This is a genomic window from Prevotella aurantiaca (assembly GCF_015262605.1).
In the GTDB taxonomy this organism is placed as follows: domain Bacteria; phylum Bacteroidota; class Bacteroidia; order Bacteroidales; family Bacteroidaceae; genus Prevotella; species Prevotella aurantiaca.
Genome location: NZ_JABZSJ010000003.1, coordinates 56999 through 76172, shown reverse-complemented (window position 1 = coordinate 76172; position 19174 = coordinate 56999). Strand labels below are relative to the sequence as shown.

The window sequence follows — 19174 nt, the reverse complement described above, 5'->3', positions numbered from 1 at the left end:
TTATAGCATAATATACTATGAATCAGAGGAATATTAGGATTTTAAGGGTGGACTAGATACTCGTAACTATGTTGACGATAACGCCAGAATTATGTATTCAACACTACGCCCAGGTGCACGAAGTGGAGAACATGAACATAGTGGAACTTTTGAAGTGATGTATGTTATTAGCGGAGAATTAACAGTTCATTATGATGGAGTAGTAGAGATTATAAGAGAAGGACAGGCACATTATTGCCCTGAAGGTCATAAACACTGGTTTGAGAATAAAACAGACCATGATGTAGTATATTTTGCTATTGTACCTACCTTAGGCTAAAATAACGATATAAGTTTATTATAAATAAAAGCGGGAAACCTTCTACTTAGGTTTCCCGCTTTATTTGCTATTTTTATTCTTATTTTCCTTTTTCCATTACGCCTTCAATATATAAACGCGTTTTTTCAGTTTTTGCGTTAGATACAATCGTAATGCTCTTCTTGAAATGTCCTTCGAACTTACCTTGACCATTATAAGTAACTTCTATTGATCCCTTCTGTCCAGGGGCAATTGGACGCTTGTCGTATTTGGGAATAGTACATCCACAGCTTACGATAACATCGTTGATGACCAAAGGAGCATTTCCTACATTTGTAAAGGTGTAGACAGCCTTTTTAACTGGTGCGCTTTCTGGGAAAGTGCCAACATTAATTGTTATTTGGTCAAACTTAAATTCTGCTTGATTTTGGGCAGATGCCATTGTTATACCAATGAACATCAACAATATTGCCATAAAAAACTTTTTCATATCTATTTCCTTCTTGGTTTATATTGTAGATGCAAAAGTAACGATAAAGTTTATTCTATCTTTGTAAATTTACCTAAATTAACAGATTTAACGTGGCGCTTAACGTATATTGGTAATAAAATGCGAATCTATATCAGTAAATATGTAGTTTAATAAACTTTGTTTAGACAAGTTCTTTTACAATTTTGGTTACCATTTTATATGTGTTTGATTTAATCCAATATCTATTTCTCCCTTTCTATCTTCAATCTTTTTATCTATTATTTAAAAGAGTAGGATGATATAAGAAAGCAGTCTGCAAATTTATAATTACAAAACGAAAAAACTTAATTATAAATTCAGAAAATGTAATTACATTTTTATTTTTTGTAATTATAAATATTATATTTCAGTCTCGTTGCTTTAATAATGGCTTATATACAAATAGAACGCTAAAGATGTGTAAGAAATGAAAAGAGGATGTGTCAAGTTAGAAACCTCTGACACATCCTCTTTTAAATAAAATGTTTTATTCCTTATTTCGCTACTTTTTCAAGTTTACCCATAACTGCAAACATGAAGAAAGCAGAAAGGATACAAAGCACGATGAATACACCCCAAACTAATGTCAATGGAAGACCGCCCCAAAGGAAACCACCAACACTAACAAGGAGGTTACCTAAGGCTGTTGCAACAAACCATCCACCCATCATTGCACCTTTGTATTTAGGAGGAGCAACTTTTGAAACGAATGAAATACCCATAGGGCTGAGCAATAACTCACCAAAAGTAAGAACAAGGTAAGTACCAATAAGCCAGTTAGGAGATGCAAATGTTTTCGCAGCTTCTGTAGCAGCTTTCTGCTCATCTGGAGAGTTCAGACCCATAGATGCAACTAACATTACTAAGAAACCACAACCAGCAATCAACATACCATATGCAATTTTACGTGGAGCTGTTGGTTCTTTGCCTTTACGAGCAAGTGCACCAAAAATAGCCATACTAACTGGTGTCAGAGCAACTACATAGAATGGGTTAAACTGTTGGAAAATAGGAGCACTAACAGCTACACTGCCTTCAAGAGCACTATACTTATATCCAATTACTGCCAATGCACACAGGATAACAAGCGCTGAAATACCTTTTGTTTTTCCAGTATTAGCACCAAAGAAAGCAAATCCAGCATATACTATAATAATAACCATAAAGAGGTTAATTACATCGAATGCCATGCTCTGAGCACCTTCTGCTGTTGGTTGTATAAACTCATCTGCGAAATATGTCAGAGTAAGACCATTTTGGTGGAATGCCATCCAGAAGAAAATTACTACGGCGAATACAAGACAAAGTGCAACAATACGCTCTTTTGTTTCTGATGGAGAAAGTTCTTCTACCTCAGCTACGTTACCTGACTTTTCATCTTTCTTCTTAGAGCTACCCTCAAGATGCTTAAATCCTGGACGGAAAATATAATAGATAGCGATTGAGAAAATTAATGAAACACATGCTACTGCAAAAGCTAAGTGGTAAGCAGAGTTAGAATCCATTTGTAATGAATTTACTCCCCATTCGTGAATCTTTACAGCTGCTGTAGGAGCAAACAATGCACCAATATTGATAGCCATATAGAAAATTGAGAAACCAGAATCGCGTTTACTCTCCATTCCTGCAGCTTCATAAAGATTACCTACCATTACTTGTAGGTTACCTTTGAATAGACCTGTACCCAACGAAATTAAAAGTAGGGCTGCAAGCATACTTGAGAATGCAACAGTTCCTGTTCCCAATGGAATAGCTAAACAAAGGTAACCAACGAACATAATCATGATACCTGTTGTAACCATCTTTCCATATCCGAATTTGTCTGCTAAGATACCACCAACGAGCGGTAAGAAGTAAACTAATCCAAGGAAAGAACTGTAAATAGCTCCTGCAGTTCCTGGTTCAAGACCAAAGTTACCTCTAAGGAAAAGGGCAAATACTGCGATCATGGTATAATAACCAAATCGTTCTCCAGTGTTGGCTAATGCCAATGCATAAAGACTTTTAGGTTGTCCTTCAAACATAATTTTAAAGTTTAAATTTGTTATTAATTAATTTTATTGTTGTTTTTACTTTTTGTTATATCAAATAAATATGTCGCTTTTACTACTATATTACTATTATTAGATTTTCCAAAGAAATCTTTTTTGCTATTTCTGTATACGTTGCCTAAACCATAGTAATAACGTGCTTCTATAAGAAAATGTCCAACGCGCGAAATTGTCCATTCTGTACCTAAGCCAGCTGTAATACCATAATCAAATTTATTATCAGCAGGCATAGATTCCTGTTGTATTACGGTGTTGCTTCTTCCTGTTCCATCTCTGGATAAGTTAGGAGTCTCATAATTCTTTTTTGTTGATTCGTTTAGCAAAATTCCAATTTGAGGACCTGCCTGCACAAAGAAATTAAAACCACTATGTTCTCTTCCCCATGCCAAATGTGCAAAAATAGGTATTTGTAGATAATTTAAAGCGCGTGAATACTCCTCTATAGTTCCATTAGTATTGGTGACTAGCTCATTTTTCGATGTTCGTATATTTTGTTTCCACCCCATTGAGGCATAGTTTATCTCGCCATAAATAGAACAAATAGTACTGAAATATTTCTCACATACATATTTTATACTTAGTCCAGCATTAATTCCACCATGCATAGATTGTGAAACTTTTGGGTTGAATCCAACATTCGAAAGAGAATAACCTACATTGCAACCTATAGAAAGGTTATTTCGATAGTCTCCTACTTGCGCATATGCGCAAAGTGGGAGTGTTACTAACAATGCAAAAATTATCTTTCTATGCATAATTTCAGTGATCTGTTATACTAAAAGAAGCTGTCTTAAAAATTAGTAGACTAGATTCTCCATAGTCTTATTACTCATGAAATGTATCACTTGGAAGTGGTTATTGATATATCCACCACTTCCAACACGTTCAAAGTTATATCTTGTTTGTAATGGAGTATAGCTAACTTCAGTATTTAAGCCTTTGAAGTTTTTACCTTTATTTTTAAATCCTCTGATAAAGAATTGTGCTTGGTCATATCCTACAATAGCAAAGCGTGGTATATATGTATTCTTCATCGGCTCATCATACTTGTTGATATATTGTTTTTCTAAAGCTTCAGTTCTTTTTGCTGCCTTGTTATAATAATAGGTAGATGGGATGTATACTTCGTATTTAAAGTAATTAGGCAAGTTATAGTCTTGATACATAAACCAATCATTATATCCGTATATTGAGATATAGATGTTTGGATTGGCCTTTTTTAGTTGGTCTAATTTTTCAAAAACCTTATTTAAAAATGGGCTTTTTTCTGAGTTTAAAATAATCACATTAGGTTGTGAAATGCTGAATTGTTTTATAAAATCAGCTTGTGGAGTATTTAAATTTGTTATGTTGTAACGAATATTTGCAAGTTCCAATTGTTTTCTTAATCCACTCGTAAACCCACCAACTTGACTTTCAGTATCGTTGCAATTGATAAAGATAGGGTGGTGTGTCTTTTGGAAACGTTCAAAGAAGCAAGCTATAGCTTTGCTTGTTAAACGATTATTATCTTGATAGACTTGGAAAATATTAGGATTGATGGAAACTTCTTTTGTTTCAATTGAGAAAGGTATTACCATCTTTATGCCGTGTTGCTGACAAAAATCTCCTAATGGTTTTACTTGATTAGAATATAAAGGACCAAAGATTATATCTAAGGTAGAAGCATTTTTATCAAGTAATGTTGTTTTGATATCCGCATCTTTAGGAACATTCCAAGCATGAACATCAGTATTGATGCCTTCTTGCTTCATTTGTTCAAGTGCAAGTAAGATACCTCTATAATATTCTACCATTCTTAAACCATCACCATCTTCTCTGTGAAGAGGTAGCATTACACCAATTCGAACTGTATTTGTAACAGATGCATTGGTAACTATTGGTCTTTTATTAATATTATTTGCTGTATTAGATGTATATTTCTTATCATCTTCCTTTGCATAGGGTACAAGAATCCAACTTCCTTTTTTGAGTTCATATCCTTCTTGTTTCATTTCAGGGTTATGGTCGATCAGGTCTTGTATACTTACACCATAATCTTTAGCTATTCCGAAGATGGTTTCCTTTTTCTTTACCTTATGGCTGTCTTTCCATGTGTTGGTCTGTGCAGTAACATGAACAGCGAAAACCAAAACAAAAAATAAAAGTAAGTATTTATAATATTGTTTCATAATTTGAAATTCTGAGTTTAATACTTTGCAAAGATAGCAAAAAGTATTTACTATTTGCTTTTTGTCAATAGAATTTTTGTATTTTTGCAGAAATAAGAAGATTATGAAGTCATATTTCAATAAAATATCCTTGATAGTGGTATTGTTTTTCTTTACCACTAATGTCTTTTCCCAATCATGTGAGCCATATGGCACATACATTGGAGAAGGTGGAAGTACGGAAACTATAAATTCAACACAAGGTTTTTCAGGGTCCGCGCCATTAATAGTAGATTTTATAGCAAATCCTGTAGTAAATTATCCTGATGGAACTCATTTTGAGTGGCATTTTTTCGAGCAAAATAATCGTCGTAATGCGTTTTTAGTGCGTTATGAAACGAATACTCAGTACACTTTTACAACAGCGGGTTCCTTTCAAATTTATTTGTATGAAGTATTAGGTAGCGATACAGTTAATGTTTATGACCCTATAACTGTTTCAATTAGTGAAAGTGAAATAAATTTTCCCAATGCTTTTTCCCCAAATGGTGATGGTATAAATGATGTTTATAAGGCAAAGAAAGGATTTAAGAGTATCGTGGAATTTCGTGCAATTATCTTCAATCGTTGGGGACAAAAGTTATTTGAATGGACTGACCCAAACGAAGGGTGGGACGGAACTTTTAATGGAAAGCCAGTAGCTCAAGGTGTTTACTTTGTTAATGTAAAGGCTAAAGGAGCAGACGGCAGAAATTTTCATATAAAGAAAGATGTTAATTTATTGCGTGGATATAATGAAACCACAACACAGAAACCTTAGCAGTTCTGTAAATGAACTAACACAGACTAATTTATGAACGATAAGATAGAAGTATTAGGAGCACGCGTGCATAATTTAAAGAATGTAGATGTAACAATGCCTCGCAATGCATTGATTGTTTTTACAGGATTATCAGGCTCTGGAAAGAGTTCTTTAGCGTTTGATACTATATTTGCAGAAGGACAGAGGCGTTATATCGAAACCTTTTCAGCATATGCTCGCAACTTTCTTGGAGGTATGGAACGACCTGATGTTGATAAAATAACAGGATTGTCGCCAGTAATTTCTATCGAGCAAAAGACAACTAATAAGAATCCGCGTTCAACGGTTGGAACTACTACTGAAATTTACGATTATCTTCGTTTGCTATATGCTCGTGCAGGAACTGCATATTCATATATGAGTGGTGAAGCAATGGTGAAATATACAGAAGAACGAGTTGTAGAAATGATTCTTCATGATTATGCTAATAAGGGTATCTATGTTCTTGCCCCTTTGGTACGCAATCGTAAGGGCCACTATCGTGAATTATTTGAGCAGATGCGTCGTAAAGGTTATCTTTATATTCGTGTTGATGGAGAAATTTTTGAAATTACCCGCGGCATGAAGGTTGATAGATATAAGAATCATAATATAGAAGTAGTAATTGATAGACTCAAACTTGGTGCTGCTAATGACGAAACCTTTAAAGAACGATTAGCAAAAACAGTGTCAGTTGCTATGAAACAAGGAGATTCGCTTATTATGATAATTGATAAAGATAGTGGCTCTGCTAAATATTTCTCTAAACGATTGATGGACCCTGTTACAGGAATTGCTTATAAAGACCCAGCACCGAATATCTTTTCGTTTAATTCTCCAGAAGGTGCATGTCCACATTGTAAAGGATTGGGTAAGATTAGTGAGATAGATTTGAATAAAGTTATATCAGATACATCACAAAGCATCCATGACGGCGCTATTATTCCTTTAGGAAAATATAAGAATCAAATGATTTTCTGGCAGATTGCTGCTATTCTTGAAAAAAGTGAATGTACATTAAAAACCCCTATTAAGGATATACCTAAGGAAGTACTCAACGAAATTCTTTATGGCTCTTTAGATAAAGTTCGTATATCTAAAGAACTTGTACATACCAATTCTGATTATTTTTCAACCTTTGATGGTGTTATAAAATATTTGCGCTCAGTAATGGAAAACGATGAAACTGCAGCAGGAAAGAAATGGGCTGACCAGTTTATTGCTGAACGAAAATGTCCAGAATGTAATGGGCAACGTCTTAATCGAGAAGCACTATCTTATCGTATATGGGATAAAAATATTGCTGAACTTTCAGCTATGGATATAACCGATCTTAAGGTATGGGTTGAGGATGTTGAGCAGCACATTAGCGAAAAGCAGCAACTTATTGCTAAAGAGATACTAAAAGAAATTCGTAAACGTATAAATTTCTTGCTTGATGTAGGACTTGATTATCTTTCACTTAATCGTCAAAGTGCAACTCTTTCTGGTGGAGAAAGTCAGCGTATAAGATTAGCAACACAGATTGGCTCTCAACTTGTAAATGTTCTTTATATTCTTGATGAACCTTCTATTGGTTTGCATCAACGAGATAATGACCGCTTAATAAAGTCATTGAAAGAACTACGTGATCTTGGTAATACTGTAATTGTAGTAGAGCATGACGAAGATATGATGCGTGCTGCAGATTGGATAGTTGATATTGGTCCAAAGGCAGGAAGAAAGGGTGGTGAAGTAGTTTTTCAAGGAACATACGAGCAAATGCTCAGAACTCACACTCTTACCGCGCAATTTCTTAATGGGGAACAAAGTATTCCAATTTCAGAAAATCATAGAAAAGGAATAGGTAAATCTATATGGCTATATGGGTGTAAAGGAAACAATTTGAAAGATGTTGATGTAGAATTCCCACTTGGTAAACTGATAGTTGTAACAGGAGTTTCAGGTTCTGGTAAGAGTACATTGGTAAATGAAACTTTGCAACCAATTCTTTCACATCATTTTTATCGTTCTTTGAAAGTTCCTATGGAATATACAAAAATAGAAGGAATAGACAATGTAGATAAGGTTGTGAATGTAGACCAAAGTCCTATTGGCCGAACTCCACGTAGTAACCCTGCGACTTATACAAGTGTATTCTCAGATATACGTAATCTTTTCGTAAATCTTCCCGAAGCTAAAATACGTGGTTATAAGCCTGGCCGTTTCTCATTTAATGTGAAAGGTGGCCGATGTGAAGGTTGTGGCGGTAATGGTTATCGTTCAATAGAAATGAACTTCTTACCGGATGTGATGGTGCCATGTGAAGTGTGTCACGGAAAGCGTTATAATCGCGAAACACTTGAAGTGCGCTTTAAAGGAAAATCTATTGCAGACGTCTTAGATATGACAGTTAATATGGCTGTAGAGTTCTTTGAAAATATTCCGCTTATTCTTCCGAAGATTAAAGCTTTACAAGATGTTGGTTTAGGATATATTAAATTAGGACAAAGTTCTACAACCTTGTCGGGCGGAGAGAGTCAGCGTGTGAAATTGGCAACAGAACTTTCAAAGCGGGATACAGGTAAAACTCTTTATATTCTTGATGAACCTACTACTGGTTTGCATTTTGAAGACATTCGTGTTCTGATGGGTGTATTGCAGAAACTTGTTGATCGTGGAAATACTGTTGTTATAATTGAGCATAACCTTGATGTAATAAAACAAGCTGATTATATAATTGATATGGGACCAGAAGGTGGACGTGGTGGCGGAAAGGTTGTTGCTACTGGTATTCCAAAGGAAATTGCAAAGAACCAAGAAAGTTATACTTCACCATTTATCAGAAAGTTTTTTGAAAGCAACAAGTCTTAATATTGGGTTAAACGCAAATCAATATTAAAAAATATGATATATACTTGAGGAGTTTTCCTACTTACATATTAATGTATATTTGCTTCAGAGGATTCTGTAAGCGCTCATTCAATGAAAATAATTATTTTCTATCAAAAACGTAATTACGAATTTAAAAAACGTAATTATGTTTTTTTAATTTGTAATTATATTTTCTCTGGAATATAATTATAACAGAAAATGCGTACATAGATAAATCTTACCATTTGCTAGAAGTTTTAGAATTTTGCTAAAATAGAAAATAAACTTGCTATAAGTTTTACGCAATTGGTTTGAAACTATCAATATTTACTCTTATATCTTCTAAATCATTCTTTTCTATCCGATTTTTGATTTGCCAAATTTAGAGCCTTCAACTTATTATTCAATAAGTTCGTAAACTCATAGTTTTTCAGTCCCCATTTGGGTGCTATGAGCAATTCTGATGGACTTTGGGTAACAAATCTTTCTAACACCAAATCATTTCTCAATAGTCTGATATATTTGGTAATAAGGTCAACGTATTCTTCAACAGTATACAAATGGAAAGGTTTTTCTTTAAATATTTTTGCTAATCTTGTACCTTTTATAATCTGCATTTGATGTATCTTGAGCATTGTTAGCGGAAGTGATGATATAATAGGTGCTTGACGCAAGCTTTCTGAAGCATCCTCTCCTGGTAGTCCCATTATAACATGTCCACCCACATAGATATTTTTCTCTGCAGTTTTTTCTATTGCCATGCGTGTACAAGCAAAATTGTGGCCGCGATTTATATATTTTAAGGTGTCATCATTACAACTCTCAATGCCATACTCCACTATTAAGAAAGTTTGTTTGTTCAATTCCTCCAAATAGTCTATCAATTCGTTGCTGACACAATCAGGGCGCGTGCCAATTACTATACCAACAACATCTTTTACTTTTAAAGCTTCTTCGTAGAGCAATTTAAGTTTATCAACTGCACTATACGTATTTGTATATGCTTGGAAATAAGCCAAGTATTTCATATCTGGATATTTCTTTGCAAAGAAACGTTTTCCATCCTCCAATTGTTCTGTTATGCTCTTTGTATGGCAGCAATAAGATGGGTTAAAACTCTTATTATCGCAGAATATACAACCGCCAACACCTATTCTGCCGTCCCGATTAGGACAAGTAAATCCTGCATCAATTGAAATCTTTTGTACTCGGAAAGGAAATTGCTTTCTTATCCAAGTACCAAAATCATAATAGTATTGTTCCATTGTTTTGCAAATTTACTTCTTTTTTTGTACTTTTGCTGCATAAAATCAATTTAAAATACAATGAAAAAAGTACTTCTTATGTGTGCAGCGTTATTAGCAACGTCTATTTATATGTTTGCAGGTGAACCTCTTAAGTTAGAAGAGATGACAAAAAACACTTTCGCTGCGAAGACTATTTCTGGCATAAATCCATTAAAGGGAATGTCGGACTATGCACAAATTTCTGCAGATTGGAAAAAAATTGTAACCTATTCTTTTGTTACAGGTAAAGAAATAGGCGTGCTTTTTGATTTTACCCAGTACCATGATTTTAACCAAAAGTCTATTGAGGGTTATGAAATTTCTGACGACGGACAGTTTATTCTTATTCAAACGGACACAAAACGCATTTACCGTCGTTCTTTTACAGCAGACTTCCTACTATATAATGTAAAGACCAAGTCTCTAAAAAAACTGTCTGAAGGTGGTCCTCAGCAAATTCCAACCTTCTCTCCAAATGGAAAATATATAGCATTTGTACGTAGTAATAATATTTTTATCACCGATGGAACAACTGAAAAGCAGATAACTACAGATGGTAAGTTCAATGAAATAATCAACGGATTACCTGATTGGGTGAATGAAGAAGAATTTGGATTTAGTAATGCTTTGTCATGGGGTGCTGATAGTAAAACTTTAAGCTGGATACGTTACGATGAATCTAAAGTAAAGACTTATTCGTTGCAAATGTTTGAAGGCGCAAAACCTACATTTAAGAAGTACGAAGTTTATCCTGGCGATTATTCTTATAAGTATCCAAAGGCTGGAGAAGATAATTCTAAAGTGTCTGTTCATGCTTATTTATTGGAGTCTGGTAAGACCTTAACTTATAAATTACCACTTGATGCTGATGGATACATTCCACGTATAAAGTCTACAAGATTTGCTGATCGAATCGTTATTTACACCATGAATCGTCATCAAGATGAATTAAATCTTTATAAAGCAAATCCAAATACGGGCGAGTGTAGTTTGTTAATCAAAGAAAATGCAAACAAATACGTAAAAGAAGAAGCAATGGGAGGTATTCTTGTAATGAATGATTACATTCTTTTCCCTTCCGACCGTGATGGTTATTTGCACTTATACCTCTATACAATTGATGGAAAATTCATTCGTCAGATCGAGAAAGGTAAGTATGATGTTATTGAGGTCTACGGCTTTGACGAGAAAACTGGTAAGACTTATTTCCAAGCTGCTGCAAAAACTCCAATGCAACGTGAAGTATATGTAGCTGATAAGAACGGAAAAGTAACGTGCTTAACAACAAAGGATGGTTGGAACGCTGCTGTATTTTCAGGCGATTATAAGTATTTCTTAAATAATTGGAGCGATAGAAATACACCTTATTCATACGCTATTTACAATAATAAGGGACAAGTTGTGCGGGAAGTCCTTAACAATGATAAACTTATAAACGATATGGCAAAATATGATTTGCCCACTCGTGACTTCTTCAAGTTTACTACTTCTGAAGGCGTTCAACTAAACGGCTGGATAGTAAAACCTAAGAATTTCGACCCTACTAAAAAATATCCAGTTATTTTCTTCCAATACAGTGGTCCTGGTAGTCAGCAGGTTGTAGACCGTTGGGCACTTGGCTCAATGGGAGCTGGTGGTATTTATGAGGCATATCTTACACAACAAGGATTTATTGTTGCATGCGTTGATGGACGTGGAACTGGTGCACGTGGTTCAGATTTTGAGAAATGTACTTATTTAAAGTTAGGAGATTTAGAATCAAAAGATCAAGTTGAGGCTGCTCTTTGGATGGCAAAACAACCTTATGTTGATGCCAATAATATTGGAATTTGGGGTTGGAGCTTTGGTGGATTCAATACTTTAATGAGTTTAAGCGAAGGACGCAATGCCTTTAAAGCTGGTGTTTCTGTTGCTCCACCAACTAATTGGCGTTGGTATGATACTGTTTATACAGAGCGTTATATGCGTACACCACAAGAAAATCCTGAAGGATATGCTGTAAATCCTATTGAACGTGCATCTAGAATGAATGCAAAATTGCTCATATGTCATGGTATTGCTGATGATAATGTGCATATTCAAAATGCTTACGAATATTCAGAAACATTGGTACAAGCTGATAAAGATTTCAAAGAAAACTTCTATACAAATCGTAATCACAGTATTTTTGGTGGTAACACACGTAACCATCTTTTCAGACAAATCACAGATTGGTTTGTTCAGAACTTAAAATAATCTTATAAAGTCTAATATTTAAAAGGATTGTACATTATATTCGTACAATCCTTTTTTAGTAAATTTTATTTTATCTACTATCTATCTTATTGTTGAAAATTAGTAATTTTATGAGAATTGTTTTTTGTTAATCTAATGTTAAAAGATAAATATCTTTCATTTGTATCTAATCTATAAAGTAAATTTGTAATTATAAATAAAATGCGTTAAATAGTTGATAGTTTGCAATAATTATTATAGCTGTATCCTAAATCTTTTAACAATCTAAATTCATTACCATTATGGAGATCAATATTAAGAAGTATTTTCGTTGTTTTTTTGTAGTATTACTACTTTTTACTTTACCAATTCAAGCGAGTGATTACAAACATTCCGTTGAAGGTTCTGTTGTTGATAACATCACAGGCATGGGGGTTACAGCCAAAATAACCTTAATGACTGCCGATAGTGTTGTTATTGATACGATAACGGCACAAATAGAAGAGATGCCTTACGATATTGGTAACAGTAAGGCTTATTATGAATTTAAAGATGCTGTAACGTCGAAAGGAAAGTACATTATTAAGGCTGAGAAAGAGGGCTACGACGTTTGTTATATGAATTGCGAATTGCGAAGCACTCGTGAAGACTATATTGGGGTGAAGCAAATACGTATGACAAAGATTGTAGAACACGAACTGAAAGGAGTTACTGTGGTTGCTTCAAAAGTAAAAATGGTAATGAAAGGCGACACTATAGTCTACAATGCCGATGCCTTTAACTTAGCTGAAGGCAATATGCTTGATGCCTTAATAGCTCGATTGCCAGGTGCAAAGTTGGAAAAAGACGGAAGAATTTATGTGAATGGAAGGTTCATTCAGAGCCTTTTGGTAAATGGGCAGGAATTCTTTGCAGGTAATCCTAAGTTGGCTTTAGAGAACCTTCCTGCCTATACGGTGAATAAAATAAAGGTATATAACAAGGCGGGAACAAAGTCAAGGCTGATGCAACAAAATATGGGCGATAATACTTACGTGATGGACGTCAGATTGAAACGTGAATATGCAACGGGCTATATGGGCGATTTGGAAGCTGGTGGCGGTACACAGAAGCGTTACAAACTTCGTGGTTTCGGTATGAAGTTCTCTGATAAAGAACGTATGGGAGCCTTCTTCAATATCAATAATCTGAACGATAATCAGCGTGCCGAACTCACTGGAGAATGGGAACTGCAAGATGTGGGCAACGGTTTGCTTACAGTAAAGAACGCAGGTGTATCGTATGTACGTTTCTTGAATAATGAAAGATCGTGGGTTTCAACTGGAAATACTTGGCAACATATCAGTACAGACAACGAGTCTATTACACATACGCAGACTTATTTGCCTGAAGGAAACTCATTCTTACACAATCATAGCAAACAACTGAATAGTTCGGATAAGTGGGAAAGCATAAACCGTCTTTCTATTGATAAGACTAATTACTCTACATCTAACTCTTTTAGTATTTCCTATCTGCGCAATAATGGACTTGGAAGTACGAATAGCACCACTGCAAATGAAACAACAAAGCTGAATACTTTACTATCGAGAAACAGTTTCGAGTCAAGCGATTTCAACTTTGACTTCTCGACCCACAATTATGTTAAGTACATTACAGACTTGATACGAGGAGACTTTTCTGTAAGTTACAATCGTAATAAGCAAAAGCAATTTATGTTGAACAACGTTCAATATTTGCAGGGAGGTCAGCCCAACGACTATCGTAACAATTACTTTGATATGCCCAATCAGAAGTTGAAGCTATCTGCTGGTATGGGCTACGATTTTAAAATACGTGAAACAACTTTAATTCCAGAATATTCTTATACTTACACATATAACAAGGCAAGTAATTTGCTTTACCGTCTTGACTGGATTGCAGGAAGAGATATTAATCAGTTTAATGTATTGCCTTCTACTTCAAATGTTTTGCTTTCCGTATTGGATAATAACAATAGTTATCGTTTTAATGAGTATCGAAACGAACATAGTTTTAATTTACGTTATTTCAAGTTCTGTAAGAAATTATTTGATGGTGAACTTACAGTAAACCTTCCACTGCGTTTATTAAATGCTGACTTCCATTATTATGGTGTCAGCGAGCAACGTTTTTCTCGCCGTAAACTATTTTTTGAACCGAATATACAGTTAAGTCATTGGGGAGAAGACGTATCATGGGATTTTACTGCAGGTATGAAATCAGACTTTCCAACTTTACTTGCCACAGCAGATTATCGCAACGACAGCGACCCTCTGAACATTCGATTGGGTAATAAAGACTTACGCAACCTGCATTATTATGATGTAGATGCTAATATTACCTTTAATGGAGAAAAGGAACAGACAATTAGTTTATCAGCTAATTATCACCGAACAGACAACCAGGTAGCCTATGCGCTTATCTTTGATAATAATACTGGAGTATCAACAATATATCCTACCAGTGTAAAAGGTAATTGGAAAACAAAGTTTGAGGTAGAGTTTAAGCGTACATTAGATAAAGCAAACAGAATCTTATTCAGCAATGATTTATCTACCAATTATAACCACTGTGTTGATATGGCTTCCATAGCTGGGAGCACTGCAAGTCAGCGTAGTATTGTAGATAACTGGAAGTTTGGTGATGAATTAAAAGTGAATTATCGCTTAAACGATGACTATGAATTCACATTTAATACAGGTCTAAACTACTATCTTATACGTAGTAAACGTGTTGGTTTTGAAAATATCAATGCATCAGACTATAATATTGGTCTAAATGCACAGATAGTATTGCCTTGGGAATTACAATTAACTACCGATATGACGATGTTTGCAAGGCGAGGTTATCAGCAATCTGAAATGAATACCACAGATTGGATTTGGAATATTCAGTTGGCACGTACCTTCTTAAAAGGACATCTTACCGCTAAACTACAAGGTTTCGACCTGCTGCAACAGCTATCAAACATCCGCTACGTAATTAATTCGCAAGGACGTACAGAGTCTTGGAACAACAGCATACCGCGATATTTAATGCTTTCTCTTGCATGGAAGTTCAGCATTAATCCAAAGAAAAAATAATACGTTCGTTAATTATAAGGATTGTGCATGATATTTATGCAATCCTTCTTTTTGTATAACTTTGTGTTATTAACAATTTTATTGACAAAATGGGATTTATACGGAAATACAAATGTACAACCTGTAGCTATGAAGCTGATATATACGAAGGAAAAGGCTTTATGGGACAAACTATCGAGATGGTAATGTGCTGTGACTGCAATTCTATACAACCATTAGTAGTAGGAGGAGTAATTGGTGATGCAGCACCTTCATTCCGTACTCTGATAGGTAGACTATGTTTGAATTGTGGATCAGAGAATATTATTAAATGGGATGGGCACTTTTGTCCACAGTGCAAAGGGAAAATGGAAGATATTGGAAATAGAGAGTTTTGGTCATAATTAAAAGGTTAAAAAGAGTATATAATTGTTTAATTAAAAATGTTGATTTGAATAATCGAAATAGAATCGTGAAACAATAAAAATACTGATATATTTTAAAGAAAATAATTTTTGACTTTAAAATCTATCAGTTTTAATATAAAATTATAGCTTTTATAAGGTAAAAAAATACTTTTGTAATAAGAAATCTATGTTTTTATAAAGTATTTTTAGTTCTAAACGTTACTTTTATTATTCATTTTGTTGTTAATGGTTTGCTATTTTATTACACAAATCTGTTGTGCAGTTTTGTAAATATCTAGTAACTAAATAGTTGAAATTGCACACAAATGGGTCTAATATTTGCAAATAAATATGATATAGTTCTCAAAAACAGCCTTCTTGTTATAGTTTCACGCTAAAAAATTAACACTATTGTGCGTAATTATTGTAAATTTAAGATTTTATAACAAGTAAAAGAGTAAAAGCGAGAAGTTTTTGAATGATGGTATCCAAATATATTTTATTTTGTAAGGATAGCCTTGTAGAATGATTCATATTGTTTAGCCACCTTTATGTGGTCGTGGTGTTTTCGGATATAATCAATACTTTCTTGTTGAAGCTTTTGTATGCGTTCGGGATGGAGCACTAATTGTTTTATCTGTTCGTAACAACTTTCGTAAGTAGGTTGAACATTGATAATAGGGTGCAGCTGTGTTTCATTTAAGATTTCATAATTCTCAGGTTCGCCTCCTCCAATACAAATAATACCTCTGCTCATCGCTTCTAATGGATTCATAGAGGGAGTATAACTATAAAGTTGGTCAAGTATTGCGTCAGAACCATCCATTAGTTTTACATATTGGTCGAATGGAATCCCTTCAGCAATGCGCAAGTCTAATCGTTCGGGATATTTTGCCTTTACCGCTTCTGCAGCTCGAAGCATAATATCTGTTCCTTTATATTCTGAACGATTCTTACTTATACCTATAAACAATTTAAGCATTCCACCTTTTCTTTCTACTTGTGTTTTCTTTCCTTCGGTAATAATAGGGAAGGGAATAAATTTAGTTTTGTCTGGAAAGAATGGTTGGTAACAAACTTGATATTCGTATAGTCCTGCAATAATTCCGTCACAATCCTTAGCAATTGTTTTGTTTAATAGTTCTTTATCAGTGCCTAACCAATCACGTTTTTCTATAATAGCGTCTTTATTTGTTCTTAAATTCTTTCCTATATTAAAGTCACTATATCGTAATGGCATGGTAGTACTATTGACATGTGCCCAATAGTAGTCCATACCGAAAGCTCCCATTACGATTTTCTTGTTATGGCGCCTTAAGTAGTTGTATATATACTGAATACGCTTTGCTTTTAAGTCTATGAAGACAGGATTGATAATTTGTACGATGTCATAACCGCGTAGTTTGTGAAGATTAACAAGTAAATGAAGAATAAGACGAAGTCCTGCAAATCGACCAGAAGGACGGGCAAGATTGATATCGCGGGGATATGCTTTCCAGTAATCCCCATTTGAAGCCACAATAACATTGTGTCCTAAACGCTCCAAACCCGCTTTCAACGTGTTGTGTACGTTACTATATTCTCCAATCAATAGTATTTTCATTTTACTATGATGCTACTTTTACTGACGTGGAAGAGTATGAATGAGAAGCTTTCGTCCTACCTTCGAGTTTATCATTATAGAAAAGAGTTTGTATTTTCGAGTGTAATTTTTTTTAGGCAATGGGAAGAGTCCACGCTTTTCGAGGCGTAAAAGAACATGGTTAAGATATTGTTCATCGCGTGTTAAGATTATGATATTGTAAATATAATCCATTGTTAATTGTGCTACACGGCGCAACATCGCCACTCTATCTTTAGCAGGCATAAGGTCAGCTTTATCTTGCAAACTCTTTATTACAAGTTCAGTATCTTGTAAACGCTTTAATTTCCAACGTTTATCCTTGTTGTGTGTAATAGAGTTCGTACGTTTTCGGTAGAAGTAAGCTTGTATTTTTGTATTGTAAACTCTATCGGCACGAATAATAAGCTGGGGTGTAAATTCTTCATCTTCGTGTAGTATTCCCTTTGTAAAGCGTAAGTTTACCAACAGATTTTTCTTGAAAATATACCCACATGCAGATGCCCGAAGGTTATTATTATGCATGTATTCTGTACCAGAAACTACTTCATCATTAGCAAGTTGCGTACTTGTGTCTTCTTTAGTTGCAAAATCAAAAAGGACAATTTCAGCATCTTTAAACCTAATAAAGTCTAAACATTTATCATAGTTATTTGATATAAGGAAATCGTCTGCATCAATAAATTGCAGATATTGTCCTTTTGACATTGCTATTCCTGTATTTCTTGCTTCACTAAGTCCTTGATTGGGTTGACGAATATATATTATTTGGTCAGCAACCTCAGTAAGTAAGTTGAGTGGAGAAATGTCAGAACCATCATCTATGACAATAATTTCACGTTCTTCTGCATTAAGTGTGAGCATAAGGAGACTGCCAATACACTTCTTTAGCATATCAATAGGCTCATTATAATAAGTGATAATAAAGCTAATTAGCGGTTGAGCTTTATCACTTTGTGAAGAAAAGTGTTGAGTTTGCATAAGTATTTTATTCCTAAAAGATGAAGTAATGTTAGTTTTAAATTGCCATAGAACGGAAAAATCGGAAGTAATGGCATCGCTTTAGTAGCTTCGTAAACATCTAACTGAATGTTTAAAACATGTGTGTAATAGTTGGCATCAATCTTCTTGTTGTTCATAATATAAGCCAAATGAGCTTCTAAAAGACTTGTTAGGTCTTGTCCATTGGCATTAGCAGTAATTCCTGCATTATTCCAACAGTAATAATATGTCCCTAAACTTGTTGTTGCAATGGTTTTTGCTGCATTTACTAATTTCGGAAGAGTATGCGCATCTTCAAAATTCTTTCCTTTTGGAAATTCAATATTTTCAAATAGTTCACGTCGATAGATCTTATTCCATGCGTAAGTATGACGATATGCTTGTCCTTTCAACCAATATTCTTGCTTATTATGATAGACACAATCTTTTAAGATTAATGAGTGTTGTGCTGTTGATCCATACTTTTCAATAACCGAAAATTCAAGAATATCGTATTCAGGGTGGGTATTTAACAACTCCATAATACCTTTAAATGTGTCTTGTGCTATAAAATCGTCGGAGTCAATAAATGTGATGTATCTTCCTGTTGCAGCCTTTATACCTGTATTCCTGGCTGCTGAAAGTCCTTGATTGCTTTGATGTATAACACTTATTCTATTATCTGTCAAGGCAATCTCGTCTACCATTATTGCAGAATTATCTTTAGAACCATCATCAACCAAAATCATTTCAAAGTTTTGAAATGATTGTTTGAGGACACTTTCGACACACCGATGAAGTGTTTTCTCAACATTGTAAACAGGTATGATAACACTTAATTCCATAAAATTCCTTGTTGCAAAAATAATAAAAACTTT

Annotated in this window: 13 protein-coding genes and 1 pseudogene; 6 read left to right on the top strand and 8 right to left on the bottom strand. The window is 34.4% G+C overall.

The features are described from left to right. Positions 1 to 40: 40 nt before the first annotated feature. Positions 41 to 319: pseudogene (locus tag HXN26_RS01645) on the top strand (cupin domain-containing protein); the annotation flags it as partial. 79 nt (positions 320 to 398) lie between these two features. Here HXN26_RS01645 and HXN26_RS01640 read toward each other — a convergent pair. From HXN26_RS01640 to HXN26_RS01625, 4 genes are all read right to left on the bottom strand, one after another. Further along, a complete protein-coding gene (locus HXN26_RS01640) occupies positions 399 to 788 on the bottom strand; it encodes a DUF1573 domain-containing protein (RefSeq protein WP_025001166.1) in 390 nt (129 codons plus the stop codon). Positions 789 to 1303: 515 nt separating this feature from the next. Beyond that, positions 1304 to 2833, bottom strand: coding sequence for a peptide MFS transporter (locus tag HXN26_RS01635; protein ID WP_273158316.1), 1530 nt, complete (start codon positions 2831 to 2833; stop codon positions 1304 to 1306). A gap of 23 nt (positions 2834 to 2856) precedes the next feature. Next, positions 2857 to 3615 carry a porin family protein gene (locus HXN26_RS01630; protein ID WP_273158315.1) on the bottom strand — a complete coding sequence of 253 codons (759 nt, stop codon included), beginning with the start codon at positions 3613 to 3615 and terminating at the stop codon, positions 2857 to 2859. 42 nt (positions 3616 to 3657) lie between these two features. Continuing rightward, the gene (locus tag HXN26_RS01625; protein WP_025001169.1) at positions 3658 to 5031 is read right to left on the bottom strand and encodes an amino acid ABC transporter substrate-binding protein; all 1374 of its coding nucleotides are present in this window, start codon (positions 5029 to 5031) and stop codon (positions 3658 to 3660) included. Positions 5032 to 5134: 103 nt separating this feature from the next. Here HXN26_RS01625 and HXN26_RS01620 point away from each other — a divergent pair, with 103 nt between their 5' ends. Beyond that, complete coding sequence (locus HXN26_RS01620) at positions 5135 to 5830, top strand: T9SS C-terminal target domain-containing protein (RefSeq protein ID WP_025001170.1); 696 nt, start codon at positions 5135 to 5137, stop codon at positions 5828 to 5830. 33 nt (positions 5831 to 5863) lie between these two features. Continuing rightward, complete coding sequence (gene uvrA, locus HXN26_RS01615; RefSeq protein WP_273158314.1) at positions 5864 to 8704, top strand: excinuclease ABC subunit UvrA; 2841 nt, start codon at positions 5864 to 5866, stop codon at positions 8702 to 8704. 347 nt (positions 8705 to 9051) lie between these two features. Here uvrA and mnmL read toward each other — a convergent pair whose 3' ends face one another. Continuing rightward, entirely contained in the window at positions 9052 to 9969 is a 918-nt protein-coding gene (mnmL, locus tag HXN26_RS01610; RefSeq protein WP_273158313.1) for a tRNA modification radical SAM protein MnmL/YtqA, read from the bottom strand. 60 nt (positions 9970 to 10029) lie between these two features. Between mnmL and HXN26_RS01605 the strand changes: the two genes are divergently transcribed. From HXN26_RS01605 to HXN26_RS01595, 3 genes are all read left to right on the top strand, one after another. After that, a complete protein-coding gene (locus HXN26_RS01605; RefSeq protein WP_273158312.1) occupies positions 10030 to 12225 on the top strand; it encodes a S9 family peptidase in 2196 nt (731 codons plus the stop codon). Positions 12226 to 12506: 281 nt separating this feature from the next. Then, positions 12507 to 15308, top strand: coding sequence for an outer membrane beta-barrel protein (locus HXN26_RS01600; protein WP_273158311.1), 2802 nt, complete (start codon positions 12507 to 12509; stop codon positions 15306 to 15308). Between the two features lie 89 nt (positions 15309 to 15397). Then, complete coding sequence (locus HXN26_RS01595; protein ID WP_025001119.1) at positions 15398 to 15691, top strand: hypothetical protein; 294 nt, start codon at positions 15398 to 15400, stop codon at positions 15689 to 15691. A 502-nt stretch (positions 15692 to 16193) separates the two neighbouring features. Here the strand turns inward: HXN26_RS01595 and HXN26_RS01590 are convergent. From HXN26_RS01590 to HXN26_RS01580, 3 genes are read right to left on the bottom strand one after another with little or no spacing between them, the layout of a single operon-like run. Then, positions 16194 to 17297, bottom strand: coding sequence for a glycosyltransferase family protein (locus HXN26_RS01590; protein WP_273158310.1), 1104 nt, complete (start codon positions 17295 to 17297; stop codon positions 16194 to 16196). 18 nt (positions 17298 to 17315) lie between these two features. Continuing rightward, positions 17316 to 18296, bottom strand: a complete 981-nt coding sequence (locus HXN26_RS01585; RefSeq protein WP_273158309.1) for a glycosyltransferase family 2 protein — start codon at positions 18294 to 18296, stop codon at positions 17316 to 17318. Then, positions 18248 to 19141 (bottom strand): glycosyltransferase family 2 protein, encoded by an 894-nt coding sequence (locus tag HXN26_RS01580; RefSeq protein WP_025001121.1) that lies wholly within the window; start codon positions 19139 to 19141, stop codon positions 18248 to 18250. Before HXN26_RS01580 ends, HXN26_RS01585 begins: the two co-directional genes overlap by 49 nt. Positions 19142 to 19174 lie beyond the last annotated feature (33 nt).

Excerpts from the sequence above, each read along its gene's own strand:
- uvrA (WP_273158314.1), top strand. The coding sequence starts at position 5,864 with ATGAACGATAAGATAGAAGTATTAGGAGCACGCGTGCATAATTTAAAG.
- HXN26_RS01630 (WP_273158315.1), bottom strand. The coding sequence starts at position 3,615 with ATGCATAGAAAGATAATTTTTGCATTGTTAGTAACACTCCCACTTTGC.
- HXN26_RS01580 (WP_025001121.1), bottom strand. The coding sequence starts at position 19,141 with ATGGAATTAAGTGTTATCATACCTGTTTACAATGTTGAGAAAACACTT.
- HXN26_RS01595 (WP_025001119.1), top strand. The coding sequence starts at position 15,398 with ATGGGATTTATACGGAAATACAAATGTACAACCTGTAGCTATGAAGCT.
- HXN26_RS01640 (WP_025001166.1), bottom strand. The coding sequence starts at position 788 with ATGAAAAAGTTTTTTATGGCAATATTGTTGATGTTCATTGGTATAACA.
- HXN26_RS01590 (WP_273158310.1), bottom strand. The coding sequence starts at position 17,297 with ATGAAAATACTATTGATTGGAGAATATAGTAACGTACACAACACGTTG.
- HXN26_RS01625 (WP_025001169.1), bottom strand. The coding sequence starts at position 5,031 with ATGAAACAATATTATAAATACTTACTTTTATTTTTTGTTTTGGTTTTC.
- HXN26_RS01635 (WP_273158316.1), bottom strand. The coding sequence starts at position 2,833 with ATGTTTGAAGGACAACCTAAAAGTCTTTATGCATTGGCATTAGCCAAC.
- HXN26_RS01585 (WP_273158309.1), bottom strand. The coding sequence starts at position 18,296 with ATGCAAACTCAACACTTTTCTTCACAAAGTGATAAAGCTCAACCGCTA.
- mnmL (WP_273158313.1), bottom strand. The coding sequence starts at position 9,969 with ATGGAACAATACTATTATGATTTTGGTACTTGGATAAGAAAGCAATTT.
- HXN26_RS01605 (WP_273158312.1), top strand. The coding sequence starts at position 10,030 with ATGAAAAAAGTACTTCTTATGTGTGCAGCGTTATTAGCAACGTCTATT.
- HXN26_RS01600 (WP_273158311.1), top strand. The coding sequence starts at position 12,507 with ATGGAGATCAATATTAAGAAGTATTTTCGTTGTTTTTTTGTAGTATTA.
- HXN26_RS01620 (WP_025001170.1), top strand. The coding sequence starts at position 5,135 with ATGAAGTCATATTTCAATAAAATATCCTTGATAGTGGTATTGTTTTTC.